This is a genomic window from Sphingomonas taxi, from assembly GCF_000764535.1.
Lineage (GTDB): Bacteria > Pseudomonadota > Alphaproteobacteria > Sphingomonadales > Sphingomonadaceae > Sphingomonas > Sphingomonas taxi.
This window is the reverse complement of record NZ_CP009571.1, coordinates 3,530,321-3,543,437: the sequence shown is the minus strand read 5'-3', so window position 1 is coordinate 3,543,437 and position 13,117 is coordinate 3,530,321. Positions and strand designations below refer to the sequence as shown.

13 protein-coding genes are annotated in these 13,117 nt (G+C 74.2%); 12 read left to right on the top strand and 1 reads right to left on the bottom strand.

The window, feature by feature from the left end:
- Window positions 1-8: 8 nt before the first annotated feature.
- Genes cobN through cobJ form a run of 5 tightly spaced genes read left to right on the top strand, consistent with a single transcriptional unit; the run spans window position 9 to window position 6,603 of the window.
- Window positions 9-3,263, top strand: a complete 3,255-nt coding sequence (cobN, locus tag MC45_RS16205; protein WP_038665389.1) for a cobaltochelatase subunit CobN — start codon at window positions 9-11, stop codon at window positions 3,261-3,263.
- Window positions 3,260-4,513, top strand: coding sequence for a hypothetical protein (locus tag MC45_RS16200; RefSeq protein ID WP_052075719.1), 1,254 nt, complete (start codon window positions 3,260-3,262; stop codon window positions 4,511-4,513). Before cobN ends, MC45_RS16200 begins: the two co-directional genes overlap by 4 nt.
- Window positions 4,503-5,132, top strand: a complete 630-nt coding sequence (locus tag MC45_RS16195) for a precorrin-8X methylmutase (protein ID WP_038665383.1) — start codon at window positions 4,503-4,505, stop codon at window positions 5,130-5,132. Before MC45_RS16200 ends, MC45_RS16195 begins: the two co-directional genes overlap by 11 nt.
- A complete protein-coding gene (gene cobI, locus MC45_RS16190; protein ID WP_038665380.1) occupies window positions 5,129-5,854 on the top strand; it encodes a precorrin-2 C(20)-methyltransferase in 726 nt (241 codons plus the stop codon). The genes MC45_RS16195 and cobI overlap by 4 nt, the downstream gene beginning before the upstream one ends.
- A complete protein-coding gene (gene cobJ, locus MC45_RS16185; protein WP_038665377.1) occupies window positions 5,851-6,603 on the top strand; it encodes a precorrin-3B C(17)-methyltransferase in 753 nt (250 codons plus the stop codon). Before cobI ends, cobJ begins: the two co-directional genes overlap by 4 nt.
- On the opposite strand, the gene MC45_RS16180 is transcribed toward cobJ, so the two are convergent.
- Window positions 6,582-7,328, bottom strand: coding sequence for a cobalt-precorrin-6A reductase (locus MC45_RS16180; RefSeq protein ID WP_038665374.1), 747 nt, complete (start codon window positions 7,326-7,328; stop codon window positions 6,582-6,584). The two genes, cobJ and MC45_RS16180, sit on opposite strands and share 22 nt — an antisense overlap.
- Between MC45_RS16180 and MC45_RS16175 the strand changes: the two genes are divergently transcribed.
- Genes MC45_RS16175 through bluB form a run of 7 tightly spaced genes read left to right on the top strand, consistent with a single transcriptional unit; the run spans window position 7,327 to window position 13,116 of the window.
- Complete coding sequence (locus MC45_RS16175; RefSeq protein ID WP_038665371.1) at window positions 7,327-8,529, top strand: bifunctional cobalt-precorrin-7 (C(5))-methyltransferase/cobalt-precorrin-6B (C(15))-methyltransferase; 1,203 nt, start codon at window positions 7,327-7,329, stop codon at window positions 8,527-8,529. The genes MC45_RS16180 and MC45_RS16175 overlap by 2 nt on opposite strands.
- Window positions 8,526-8,894, top strand: coding sequence for a cobalamin biosynthesis protein (locus MC45_RS16170; protein WP_038665369.1), 369 nt, complete (start codon window positions 8,526-8,528; stop codon window positions 8,892-8,894). Before MC45_RS16175 ends, MC45_RS16170 begins: the two co-directional genes overlap by 4 nt.
- On the top strand, window positions 8,891-9,679 hold the full coding sequence (cobM, locus tag MC45_RS16165; RefSeq protein ID WP_038665366.1) for a precorrin-4 C(11)-methyltransferase: 789 nt from the start codon (window positions 8,891-8,893) through the stop codon (window positions 9,677-9,679). Before MC45_RS16170 ends, cobM begins: the two co-directional genes overlap by 4 nt.
- Window positions 9,676-10,995 (top strand): cobyrinic acid a,c-diamide synthase CobB, encoded by a 1,320-nt coding sequence (locus MC45_RS16160; protein WP_038665362.1) that lies wholly within the window; start codon window positions 9,676-9,678, stop codon window positions 10,993-10,995. Before cobM ends, MC45_RS16160 begins: the two co-directional genes overlap by 4 nt.
- The gene (gene cobA / locus MC45_RS16155; protein WP_038665359.1) at window positions 10,992-11,714 is read left to right on the top strand and encodes a uroporphyrinogen-III C-methyltransferase; all 723 of its coding nucleotides are present in this window, start codon (window positions 10,992-10,994) and stop codon (window positions 11,712-11,714) included. Before MC45_RS16160 ends, cobA begins: the two co-directional genes overlap by 4 nt.
- Window positions 11,711-12,478, top strand: a complete 768-nt coding sequence (cobF, locus tag MC45_RS16150; RefSeq protein WP_038665356.1) for a precorrin-6A synthase (deacetylating) — start codon at window positions 11,711-11,713, stop codon at window positions 12,476-12,478. The genes cobA and cobF overlap by 4 nt, the downstream gene beginning before the upstream one ends.
- Window positions 12,475-13,116 (top strand): 5,6-dimethylbenzimidazole synthase, encoded by a 642-nt coding sequence (bluB, locus tag MC45_RS16145; protein WP_038665353.1) that lies wholly within the window; start codon window positions 12,475-12,477, stop codon window positions 13,114-13,116. The genes cobF and bluB overlap by 4 nt, the downstream gene beginning before the upstream one ends.
- The last annotated feature ends 1 nt before the right edge of the window (window position 13,117 follow it).

Here is a 13,117-nt window from a genome sequence, read left to right as displayed (position 1 = left end):
CCCCCACGATGCACGTCGTCTTCCGCGAGAGCCACGGCCTGGAGGAGACCGCGACGCCGCGCGATCTCGGCCAGCGGCCGGCGGATCTCGTCGTCCTGTCCTTCTCCGACAGCGACCTCGGCGCATTCGCCGCGGGCTGGCATGCCGCGCGCGGCGGCGGCGTGCCGTTGCCGTCGCTGCGGCTCGCCAACCTCGCTGATCTCGCGCATCCCCTGTCGGTCGACACCTATGTCGAGCGGACGCTGGCGGGCGCGAAGGGCATCCTGATTCGGCTGATCGGCGGGCGGTCCTATTGGTCCTATGGCCTGCAACAGGTCGAGGCGCTGGCGCGGGCGCAGGGCATCGCGCTGGCGGTGCTCGCCGCCGACGGGCGCGAGGACGCCGCGCTGGCCGCCGCCTCGACGGTGCCAGGCTCGACGCTCGGCCGGCTCGCCGCCTTGTGCGACACCGGCGGCGCGGTCGCTGCACAGGCGGCGCTGGCGCAGCTCGCGCTCGCTGCGGGGCTGGCGGCGGGACCGGTACGCGGCGTGCGTGCGGTTCCGCCGGTCGGCGGCTGGACGCAGGCGGACGGCGTCACCTGCCCCGCGGCGCTCGCGATGCGACCGGAGGCGCGGCCGCGGGTGCTGCTCACCTTCTATCGCTCCTATCTGCTCGCCGCCGATCTCGACCCGGTCGTAGCGCTCGCCGGGGCGCTGGCGGCGCGCGGCTTCGACGTCGTCCCGCTGTTCGCGCCGTCGCTCAAGGACGCGCACGCGCGCGGCTGGATCGCACGATGGGTCAAGGCGCTGGCCCCGGTCGCGATCGTCAACGCCACCGCCTTCTCGGCGCGCGACGAGACCGAGTCGCCGCTCGATGGCGCGGACGTGCCGGTCTTCCAGGTCGCGCTCGCCACCTCGACGCAGGCCGCCTGGGCCGAGAGCACGCGCGGCCTGTCGCCCGCCGATCTCGCAATGCATGTCGTCCTGCCCGAAGTCGACGGTCGCATCTTCGCCGGGATCGCCAGTTGCAAGCAGGATGCGGTGCGCGACCCCGATCTCGATTACGCCCGCCGCGCGCATCGCGCCGACCCCGCCCGCATCGCGGCGATCGCCGATCGCGTCGCCGCCTGGGTCTCGCTCGGGCGGACCGCTCCGGCGGCGCGGCGGCTGGCGCTGATCCTCTCCACCTATCCCGGCAAGAGCCACCAGATGGCGCATGCGGTCGGGCTCGACGCGCTCGCCTCTGCCGAGGCGATGCTCGCCGATCTCGCCACGGTCGGGCACGCGGTCGCCGCCGGGGCGCCGCTGGCCGAGGCGTTGGCGGCGGAGCGGCTCTGCTGGCCGGTCGTCGCCTATCGCGCCGCGCTCGCCGCCTTGCCGCCGGGGCTGCGCGACGATCTCGCCGCAGCCTGGGGCGAGCCCGAGCATGATCCCGCGGTCGCCGACGGCGCCTTCCGCTTCGCCGCGACGCTGCGCGGCGCGACGCTGGTCGCGCTCCAGCCCGAACGCGGCACGCCCGCGACGCGCGCCGACGATTATCACGATCTGTCGCGCGTTCCCCGCCATGGCTATGTTGCTTTCTACCTCTGGCTGCGCAGCCGCGGGTGCCATGCGGCGATCCAGATCGGTGCGCACGGCACGCTCGAATGGCTGCCCGGCAAGGCGGTGGCGCTGTCCGACGCCTGCTGGCCGGAGGCACTGACCGGGTACTTGCCGATCCTCTATCCGTTCATCGTCAACGATCCCGGCGAGGCGGCGCAGGCCAAGCGCCGCACCGCCGCGGTGACGCTCGGCCATCTGCCGCCGCCGATGATCGCGGCGGACGGCGGCGTGGGTCTCGGGCGGATCGAGACGCTGCTCGACGAATTCTCCAATGCCGGCGGGCTCGACCCGGCGCGGCGCGACCGGTTGCAGCGCGACATCGCCGAGGAGGCGCAGGCGATCGGCCTCGCCGCCGAACTCGATCTCGCCGGCGCGGCCACCGCCGCCGAGGCGATCACCCGCATCGACGCTTTCGTCTGCGACGTGAAGGACAGCCGCTTCGGCGACGGCCTGCACGTCTTCGGACGCGGCGCGTGCGGCGCGGCGGAGCGCGACGGACTGCTCGCCGCGCTCGCCGGCCGCCGCGTCGCCGCCGGCCCGGCGGGATCGCCGCACCGCGGCCGTACCGACGTGCTGCCGACCGGGCGCAACCTGTTCGCGGTCGATCCGCGCGCGGTGCCGTCGCGCTCGGCGCATGTGCAGGGCCAGCGGCTCGCCGACGAACTGATCCGCCGCCATCTTCAGGATCACGGCGACTATCCGCGCGGCTTGGTGGTCGATCTGTGGGGATCGGCGACGATGCGCACCGCCGGCGAGGAATTCGCGATGGCGCTGCACCTGCTCGGCGCCGCGCCGGTCTGGGATACCGGCTCCGATCGCGTCACCGGCGTCGACATCCTGCCGCTCGCGCTGCTCGACCGGGCCCGGATCGACGTGACCTTGCGCATCTCCGGCCTGTTCCGCGACACGTTCGGGCCGCTTTGCACGCTGTTCGGCCAGGCGGTGCGGGCGCTGGCGGCGCGCGACGAGTCCGCCGATTGGAATCCGTTCGTCGGCCGTGCCGCAGCGCCGCGCGTCTATGGCCCGGCGCCGGGGCGGTACGGGCTCGGCTTGGGCGAGGCTGCGGACACCTATACCGACGCTGCACGCACCGCGGCGGGAGAGGCGTGGCTGGCGGCATCGTCCTTTGCCTTCGACGACACCGACGCGCGCGCCGATGCCGCCGGCCTGCGCGCGCGCGTCGCCGCCGCCGACGCCTTCGTCCATCTGCAGGACCTGCCCGAAAGCGACCTGCTGCTCGCCGCCGATTATGCCGCGCACGAAGGGGGGTTCGCCGCCGCGCAGGCGGTCGCGGGCGGCCGGGCGGCGCTTTATCATCTCGATGCGCGCGATCCCGAGCGGCTGCGCGCGCGCAGCCTGCGCGAGGAGATCGCCCGCGTCGTCCGCGGCCGGGCGACGCAGCCGGCGTGGATCGACGGCATGATGCGCCACGGCTTCCGCGGCGCCGCCGAGATCGCCGCGACGCTCGACCATCTCGGCGCCTTCGCGCATCTCGCGCGCGTCGTGACGCCGGAGCTGATCGACCTTTATCACGACGCGACGCTCGGCCGCGACGCGGTGCGCGCCTTCCTCGCCGCCGCCAATCCCGCCGCGCTCGCCGCGATGGAGGCGCGCTTCGCCGCGCTGCATCGCTCGGGCCTGTGGCCGACGCGGCGCAACGCCATTGTGGCGTCGCTGGCATGAGCGTCGTGCGTGGCTGGTGCCCGACCGCATGGCGGCCGATGGCGGCGGGCGACGGGCTGATCCTGCGCGTCCGCCCGCGGCTCGCCCGGCTGACGCCGGCGCAGGCGCGGACGATCGCCGTGGTGGCCCGCACGCATGGCAATGGCCTGATCGACCTCACCAACCGCGCCGCGCTCCAGTTGCGCGGGTTGCGCGAGGCGGACTGGCCGGTCGCGCTCGGCGCATTGGTCGCCGCCGGGCTGGTCGATCCCGATCCGGTTCGCGAGTCCCGCGCGCTGCTGGTCGCGCCCGACTGGCGGGAGAGCGACGACACGCATCGCATCGCCTGCGTGCTGCTCGACCGTCTCGACGCGCTGCCGCCGCTGCCCGGCAAGATCGGCATCGCGATCGACGCCGGCCGCGAGCCGGTGTTGACCGACAGTCCCGCCGACTTCCGGATCGAACGCGATGCGACCGGTGGGCTGATCCTGCGCGCCGACGGCCGCGCCGGTGGGTACGCGCTGACGCCGGGCGAGGAAACGACGGCGCTGATCGCGCTGGCGGAGTGGTTCGTCGCCAGCGGCGGCGTCGCGGCGGGACGAATGGCGCGTCATGTCGTACCGTTGCCGGCGAACCTCGCGGGGGGTGCCACCACCCCCAGTGTTCCCGCGAAAGCGGGAGCACAGGACCAAGCAGGACATCGTCTTGTGGTGTCCGGGGGCCTGGACTCCCGCCTTCGCGGGAGAACGGGGGATGGCGTCGGCTTGCGCGAAGGTCGCGCCTCCGCCGGGGACCACAAGACGCATCCGCTACGACCTACCCAAGGCACCGCGATCGGCCTCCCCTTCGGCCGGGCCGACGCGGCGATGCTCGCCGATCTCGCCGACCGGGCCGGCGTCACCGGCATCCGCGTGACGCCGTGGCGCAATTTGCTGGTCGAGGGGCTCGATCCCACCGCCGCCGGCCTCCCCGCCTGCGCGGCTGCGGACCTCGCCGTCGACGCCTGCGTCGGCGCACCCGCCTGTCCGCAGGCGACCGTCGCGACGCGCGCGCTCGCGCTGCGTCTCGCGCCGCACGTCGCCGGGCGGCTGCACGTCTCCGGATGCGCCAAGGGCTGCGCCCGCGCCGCCCCCGCCGACTTCGTTGCCACCGGCCGCGACGGCCGTTTCGATCTCGCCTTCCACGCCCGTGCCGGCGATCCCGCCGCCGTCGCCGGCCTGTCGCCCGACGACCTCATCGCCCTGCTCGAAAGCCCTTCCCGTGTCGCATAGCTACGAAACCGACGGCGCCGCAATCTATCGCCGCTCGTTCGCCATCATCCGCGCCGAGGCCGATCTCGCCCGCTTTCCGCCCGAGGAGGAACCGGTCGCGGTGCGGATGATCCATGCCGCCGGACTGGTCGAGCTCGCCGCCGCGATCCGCTTCTCGCCCGGCTTCGCGACCCGCGCCCGCGCCGCGCTCGCCGACGGGGCGCCGATCCTGTGCGACGCGCGCATGGTCAGCGAGGGCATCACCCGCGCCCGCCTGCCCGCCGGCAATGCGGTGATCTGCACGCTGCACGATCCGCAGGTGCCGGCGCGCGCCGCGGCGATGGCCAACACCCGCTCCGCCGCCGCGCTGGAATTGTGGCGGCCGCATCTCGCCGGCGCGGTGGTGGCGATCGGCAACGCGCCGACCGCCTTGTTCCACCTGCTCGATATGCTCGCCGACCCCGCCTGCCCGCGCCCGGCGGCGATCATCGGCTGCCCGGTCGGCTTCGTCGGTGCATGCGAGTCGAAGGACGCGCTCTGGGCCGAGCAGCCGGTGCCCTGCGCGATCGTCGCCGGGCGGCTCGGCGGCAGCGCGATCACCGTCGCCGCGGTCAACGCGCTGGCGAGCCGCGCCGAATGACGACCGGCACCATCCATGGCGTCGGCCTCGGCCCCGGCGCCGCCGACCTGATGAGCGTGCGCGCCGACCGGCTGGTGCGCGGCGCGCGCCACCTCGCCTATTTCCGCAAACGGGGTCGCGCCGGCCGTGCCCGCCGGCTGGTCGACGGCCTGTTGCGTGCCGACGTGGTCGAATATGCGATGGACTATCCGGTCACCACCGAGATCGCCGTCGCCGACCCCGCCTATAACGCCTGCCTCGCCGCCTTCTATGCCGACTGCACCGCGCATCTCGCCACGCTGGCGGAAGCGGGCGAGGACGTGGTGGTCCTGTGCGAGGGCGATCCGTTCTTCTACGGATCGTTCATGCACCTGCATGCGCGGCTCGCCGGCCGCGTGCCGGTGCGGATCGTGCCGGGGATCACCGGCATGTCGGGCGCCTGGACCGCGACCGACCGGCCGATCACCTGGGGCGACGACGTGCTGACCATCGCCACCGCGACGCTGCCCGAGGCGGAGCTGGCCCGCCGCATCCGCGATACCGATGCGCTGGTGGTGATGAAGATCGGCCGCCACCTCGCCAAGCTGCGCCGCGCGATCGCCGCCGCCGGGCGCACCGACGCGGCCTGGCTGGTCGAATATGCCGCGATGCCGGAAGAACGCGTCACCCCGCTCGCCGAGGCGGGCGAGACCGCACCCTATTTCGCGATCCTGCTGATCCACGGCCAGGGGCGGCGGCCATGATCGGCAGCGGCTGGCTGGCGATCGCCGGGCTGGGACCGGGCGATGCGGCGCTGATCACGCCCGAGGTGACCGACGCGCTAACCCACGCAACCGACGTGATCGGCTATATCCCCTATGTCGCGCGGATCGCGCCGCGGCCGGGCCTGCGGCTGCACGCCAGCGACAATCGCGTCGAGATCGACCGTGCCGGCCACGCGCTGCGGCTGGCGGCGGCGGGCGCGCGCGTCGTCGTGGTGTCGTCGGGCGATCCCGGCGTGTTCGCGATGGCAGCGGCGGTGTTCGAGGCGCTGGAGGCGGGGCCGCCCGACTGGCGCGACCTCGACATCCGCGTGCTGCCCGGCATCACCGCGATGCTCGCCGCCAGCGCCCGCGCCGGTGCGCCGCTCGGCCATGATTTCTGCGCGATCAACCTCTCCGACAATCTCAAGCCCTGGCCGCTGCTCGCACGCCGGATCGCGCTCGCCGCCGAAGCGGATTTCGCCATCGCCTTCTACAATCCGCGCTCGCGCGCGCGGCCCGACACGCTCGACGCCGCCTTCGCGATCCTGCGCGAGGCATGCGGCGACGATCGCCCGGTGCTCTTCGCGCGCGCCGTCACCACCGCGGAGGAAGCGCTGCGCATCGTGCCGCTGCCCGCGGCGCGCGGCGCGATGGCCGACATGCGCACGATGGTGATCGTCGGATCGAGCCGCACCCGGCTGATCGCGCGCGCCGGCGCGCCGATCCTCTATACGCCGCGCTCGGCATGACCCAGCCACGCCAGCACCGCGGCGACGTCGTGCACCTCGGCGCGCGCCGGCAGCATCGGCCGGTCGATCAGCAGCACCGGCAGACCGAGCGCGCGCGCCGCCGCCAGCTTCGCCGCCGCGCCGCTGCCGCCGGCATTCTTGGCGACGACCAGGTCGATGCCGTGCCGCTCAATCAGCGCGCGGTCGCCGGCGACGGTGAACGGCCCGCGATCGACCACCAGATCGTATCGCGGCAGCGGCGGAGCCGCGTCCGGCCGGTCGACGAAGCGGAGCAAATAATGATGCTGCGGCTGCGCCGCGAAGGCCTCGACGTGCATCCGGCCCAGCGCGAGCATCACCCGCCGCGCCGGCCCGTCGAGCGCCGCCACCGCGCCGGCGATGTCGGACACGTGCGTCCAGCGGTCGCCGGCCTGCGCCACCCAGGCCGGGCGGGTCAGCGCGAGCAGCGGCACGCCCGCGGCTGCGGCGGCGGCGACGGCATGGCCGCTCATCTGCGCGGCGAAGGGATGGGTGGCGTCGACCAGATGCGTGACGCCCTCCCGCCGGAGATGCGCGGTCAGCCCGGCCACCCCGCCGAAACCGCCGATCCGCACCGGCACCGGCTGTGCCGCAGGGGCCGCGGTACGTCCGGCATAACTCAGCGTCGCCGCCACCCCGCGCGCCGCACAGGCAGCGGCGAGCGCGCTCGCCTCGGTCGTCCCGCCGAGGATCAGGAGATGGGGCATGGCTGAAGGCAATCCGTGGCTGACGATCGTCGGGATCGGCGAAGATGGACCCGCGGGCCTGTCCGCGGCAAGCAGTGCCGCGCTCGACGCAGCGCAATGGGTCACCGGCGCGCGCCGTCATCTCGCGCTGCTGCCGCCGCTCGCCTGCCCGGTCGAACCATGGCCGGTGCCGTTCGAGGCGGGGATCGCGCCATTGCTCGCGCGGCGCGGGCAGCGCGTGGTGATGCTGGCGTCGGGCGATCCGTTCTGGTTCGGCGCGGGCGGCACGCTCGCCCGCCATCTTGCGCCCGGCGAATGGGTTGCCCATCCCGCCCCCTCGACCTTCGCGCTCGCCGCGGCGCGGCTCGGCTGGCGGCTGGAGGAGACTGCCTGCCTCGGCCTCCACGCCGCGCCGCCGACGCGGCTGCGCCCGCATCTGGCGCCGGGTGCCCGCGCGATCGTGCTGGTCCGCGACGGCGAGGCGGCGCTGGCCGCCGCGCGCTATGTGACCCACCACGGCTTCGGCGCATCGCGGATCGCCGTCCTCGAAGCGCTCGGCGGTCCACGCGAACGCATCCGCCACGCCGCCGCGGTGGATCTCGCGCTGGACGACATCGCGCATCCCGTCGCGGTGGGCATCGCCTTCGCCGGCGACGGCGCAGTCCTGCCTTGCACCGCCGGCCTCGCCGACGACTGGTTCGCGCATGACGGCCAGATCACCAAGCGCCCGGCGCGCGCGCTGACGCTCTCGGCGCTCGCGCCGCGTCCCGGCGAGACGCTGTGGGACATCGGCAGCGGATCGGGATCGATCGCGATCGAATGGCTGCTTGCCTGCCCCTCGACCCGGGCGATCGGCTTCGAGCGCGATCCCGTCCGCGCCGCCCGCGCGCGCGCCAACGCCGCCGCGCTTGGCGTCGACCGGCTCGACGTCGTCGAGGGCGACGCCCCCGCGGTGCTCGCTGGCCGGTCGCCGCCGGATGCGGTGTTCGTCGGCGGCGGACTCGGCGAGGCGCTGCTCGCCCGGCTGTGCGCCGACCTGCCCGCCGGCACACGGCTGGTCGCCAATGCGGTGACGCTCGAATCCGAAGCCCTGCTCGCCGGCTGGCAGGCGCGGCGCGGCGGGCAATTGCTGCGCATCGAACTCGCCGAAGCGGTGCCGCTCGGCAGCCGCCGCGGCTGGCGGTCGAGCTATCCGCTGGTCCAGTGGAGCGTGACGCTATGATCGTCGCGGGTTTCGGGTGCCGCGCCGGCGCCACCGCCGCATCGCTGCACGCCGCGCTCGTCGTCGCGAGCGAAGACCATGTCGCGACGATGCTCGCCATCCCTGCCGACCGGCTCGCGATCGCCCGGCCGCTGGCCGACGCGCTCGATCTGCCGCTGGTCGGCATCGCCACCAATGCGCTCGCCGCCATCGTTACGCCGACCCGCTCGCGCGCCAGCCTCGCCGCGCGCGGCACCGGCAGCGTCGCCGAGGCCGCCGCGCTCGCCGCCGCCGGTCGCGGTGCGCGGCTGCTCACATCCCGCCGCATCTCGCCGGATCGAATGGCGACCTGCGCGCTCGCCATCTCACAGGATATTCCCGCATGACCGTCCATTTCATCGGCGCCGGCCCCGGCGCACCCGATCTGCTGACGCTGCGCGGCCGCGACCGCATCGCCGCCTCGCCGGTCTGCCTCTACGCCGGATCGCTGGTGCCCGCCGCGCTGCTCGACCATTGCCCGCCCGGCGCGCAGATCGTGAACACCGCGTCGCTGTCGCTCGACGAGATCGTTGCCGCGATCGTCGCGGCGCACGAGGCGGGTCAGGACGTCGCCCGCCTCCATTCGGGCGATCTGTCGATCTGGTCGGCGATGGGCGAACAGCTCCGCCGGCTGCGCGCATTGGACATCCCGGTCACGATCACCCCCGGCGTGCCCGCCTTCGCCGCCGCCGCGGCGGCGCTGGAGGCCGAACTGACGCTGCCCGGCCTCGCCCAATCGGTGGTGCTGACCCGCACCTCCGGTCGCGCCAGCGCGATGCCGGCGGCGGAGACGCTCGCGGCCTTCGGCGCGACCGGCGCGACGCTCGCCATCCATCTGTCGATCCACCGCCTCGCCGAGATCGCCGCCGAACTCGCGGACCATTATGGCGCGGACTGTCCGGCGGCGATCGTCTGGCGGGCGAGCTGGCCCGACGAGCGCATCGTCCGCGCCACGCTCGCCACGATCGTCGCGGCGGCGGAGGGCGGCCCCGAGCGCACCGCGCTGATCCTCGTCGGCCGCGTCCTCGCCGCCGAGGGGTTCGGCGACAGCAGCCTCTACGCGCCCGGTTACGATCGCCGCTTCCGCCCGCAATCGGCGGGCTCGCGCTTCGCCCGAGGCGATGCGGCATGACGCCCCGCTCCATTCCGGGCCTGATGATCGCCGCGCCCGCCTCGGGCGCCGGCAAGACGACGGTGATGCTCGGCCTCCTCCGCGCCTTCACCGACGCCGGGCTGACCGTGCAGCCGTTCAAGAGCGGCCCCGATTATATCGATCCCGCCTTCCACCGCGCCGCGAGCGGGCGCCCGTCGTTCAACCTCGACAGCTGGGCGATGCCGGCGGCGATGCTCGACGGGCTGGCCGACCGCGCCGGTGATGCCGATCTGGTGCTCGCCGAGGGATCGATGGGGCTGTTCGACGGCGTCGCGCGCGCCGGCGCGACCGGCAATGGCGCGAGCGCCGACATCGCCGCACGGATGGGCTGGCCGGTGGTGCTGGTGCTCGACATATCGGGTCAGGCGCAATCCGCCGCCGCCACCGCCTTGGGCTTCGCGCGCTTCGATCCCGCGGTGCGGATCGCCGGGGTCATCCTCAACCGCGTCGCCAGCCCGCGCCACGAACGGCTCGCGCGGGTCGGGATGGCGGCGATCGGCCTCCGCGTCTTCGGCAGCCTGCCGCGTCGCGCCGACCTGCAATTGCCCGAACGCCACCTCGGCCTGGTACAGGCCGCCGAACATCTCGATCTCGACGCGCGCATCGCTGCCTATGCCGCCTTCCTGGCGGAGCACGTCGATCTCGACGCGCTCCATGCCGCCGCCGGCGCCGACACGCGCCTGCCGGTCCCATCGACGCCGCTGGTGCCGCCCGCGCAACGCATCGCGCTGGCCCGCGACGCGGCCTTCTCCTTCACCTATCCGCATCTGCTCGACGGCTGGCGCGCCGCCGGTGCCGAAATCCTGCCCTTCTCGCCGCTCGCCGACGAGGCGCCGGACGCCGCCGCCGATCTGGTCTGGCTGCCCGGCGGCTATCCCGAACTCCACGCCGGCCGCCTCGCCGCGGCGGAGCGGTTCCGGGCCGCGCTCCACCTCCATGCCGAAACGCGGCCGGTCCACGGCGAGTGCGGCGGCTATATGGCGCTCGGCGAGGGGCTGATCGATGCCGCCGGCGTGCGCCACCGCATGGCCGGGCTGCTCGGCCTCGTCACCAGCTACGAACGGCGGCGGATGCACCTCGGCTATCGTCGCGCCGCGCTGCACGCGCCGCTCGCCGCGCTGCCGGCGGGGACGACGCTTGCCGGGCACGAATTCCATTATTCGACGATCCTCGACCAGCCCGACGCCGCGCTGGCGCGGGTCATCGATGCAGAGGGGACCGAGCTCGCCGACACCGGTTCGTACCGGCGCCGCGTGTCGGGCACCTTCTTCCACCTGATCGCGGCGGTGGGATGAGCGGCTTCGTCTCCTTCGTCGGCTCGGGACCGGGCGACCCCGAGTTGCTGACGCTGAAAGCGGTCGACCGGCTGCGCGCCGCGGACATCGTGCTGTTCGACGATCTGTCAGCCGGGCCGGTGCTGCGTCACGTCCGCGCCGACGCCGATCTGGTCGCGGTTGGCAAGCGCGCCGGCCGCCCCTCGCCGAGCCAAAGCCACGTCTCGGCCTTGCTCGTCGCGCATGCGGCGACCGGCGCGCGCGTCGTCCGCCTCAAATCGGGCGATCCCGCCATCTTCGGCCGGCTCGAGGAAGAGATCGTCGCGCTGCGCGACGCGGGGATCGGCTTCGAGATCGTCCCCGGCATCAGCTCGGCGAGCGCCGCGGCGGCGGCGGCGGCGATCCCGCTGACCCGGCGGCTGTCGGCACGGCGCGTCCAGTTCGTCACCGGCCACGACGTCACCGGCACGCTGCCGCAGGCGCGCAACATGGCGGCGCTCGCCGATCCCGACGCGACCACCGTCGTCTTCATGCCCAAACGCACCTTTCCGGCGCTCGCCGACGATCTCGTCGCGCACGGTCTGCCACCCCATACGCCGGCGCTGTTCGCCGAGAATGTCGGCCACCCCGACCAGCGGCTGACCCGCACCACCGTCGCCGCGCTCGCCGACCGCCTGCGCGCGACCGTGTCGGAGGCACCGGCATTGATCCTCTACGGCCCGTTGATGGAGGAGGCGTGATCCACCTCGACCTCATCGGCATCGGCACCGGCAATCCCGATCATCTCACCCGCGCCGCCGAACGCGCGATGCGCGCCGCCGACCTGATCCTGCTGCCGCGCAAGCGCGCCGACGCCGCCGATCTCCTCGATCTGCGCCGCGCGCTCTGCGCCGAGGTGCTGACCGACACGACGCGCGTCGTGGTCTTCGATTTGCCCGAACGCGCCGCGGACGGCCCCTATCTCGGCCCATATCTTGGGGCGGTGCGCGACTGGCACGACGCCATCGCCGCCGCCTGGGCCGGGGCGATCGCCACCAATCTGCCCGCCGGCGGGCGGGTCGCCTTGCTCGTCTGGGGCGACCCCTCGCTCTACGACAGCAGCCTGCGGATCGCCGCCCGCCTGCGCCGCGGCGGCATGGCGCTGACGGTCACGGTGGTGCCCGGCATCACCAGCCTGCAGGCGCTGACCGCCGCGCATGCCATCCCGCTCAACACGCTCGCCGCGCCGGTGCTCGTCACCACCGGCCGCCGGCTGCGCACCGCGGGCTGGCCGGCGGATATCGACACGCTGGCGGTGATGCTCGACGGCGATTGCGCGTTCACGACGCTCGACCCCGCCGGCGTGACGATCTGGTGGGGCGCCTATCTCGGCATGCCGCAGCAAGCGCTCGCCGCCGGTCCGCTCGCCGACACCGGTGCGGCGATCGTCGCGCGGCGCGCGGCGCTGCGTGCGGTCCACGGCTGGATCATGGACACCTATCTCCTGCGCCGGACGGCCGCGTGACCGCCCCCGCTTTCGACGCGGCGTTCCGCGACCGGCTCGACCTGTTGCTCCATTGGCGCCGCGACGTGCGCCATTTCCGCCGCGATCCGGTAGCGGAGGGGGCGATGCAGGCGCTGTTCGCCGCCGCGGCGCTGGCGCCCTCGGTCGGCAACGCCCAGCCGTGGCGCTTCGTGCGGCTGCGCTCGCCCGGCCTGCGCGAGACGCTCGCCGCGCATGTCGATACCGCCAGCGCCGCGGCGGCCGACCGGCTGCCCGACGCCGAGCGCCGCGCGCGATATGCCCGGCTCAAGCTGCACGGGCTACGCGAGGCGCCCGAATTGCTCGCGGTGTTCAGCGACGAGGCGCCCGCCGCCGGCCACGGCCTCGGCCGCGCGACGATGCCGGAAATGCTGCGCTATTCCACCGTCATGGCGATCCACACGCTGTGGCTCGCCGCTCGCGCGCACGGCATCGGCCTCGGCTGGGTTTCGATCCTCGATCCGACCTATGTCACCGCCCTGCTCGACGTACCGGCGGAGTGGACGCTGATCGCTCTGCTCTGCATCGGCTATCCCGAGGCACCCGCCGCCACCCCCGAACTGGCGCGCCGCGGCTGGCAGGCGCGCGAACCGCTCGCCGACCGCATCGTCGAGCGCTGAC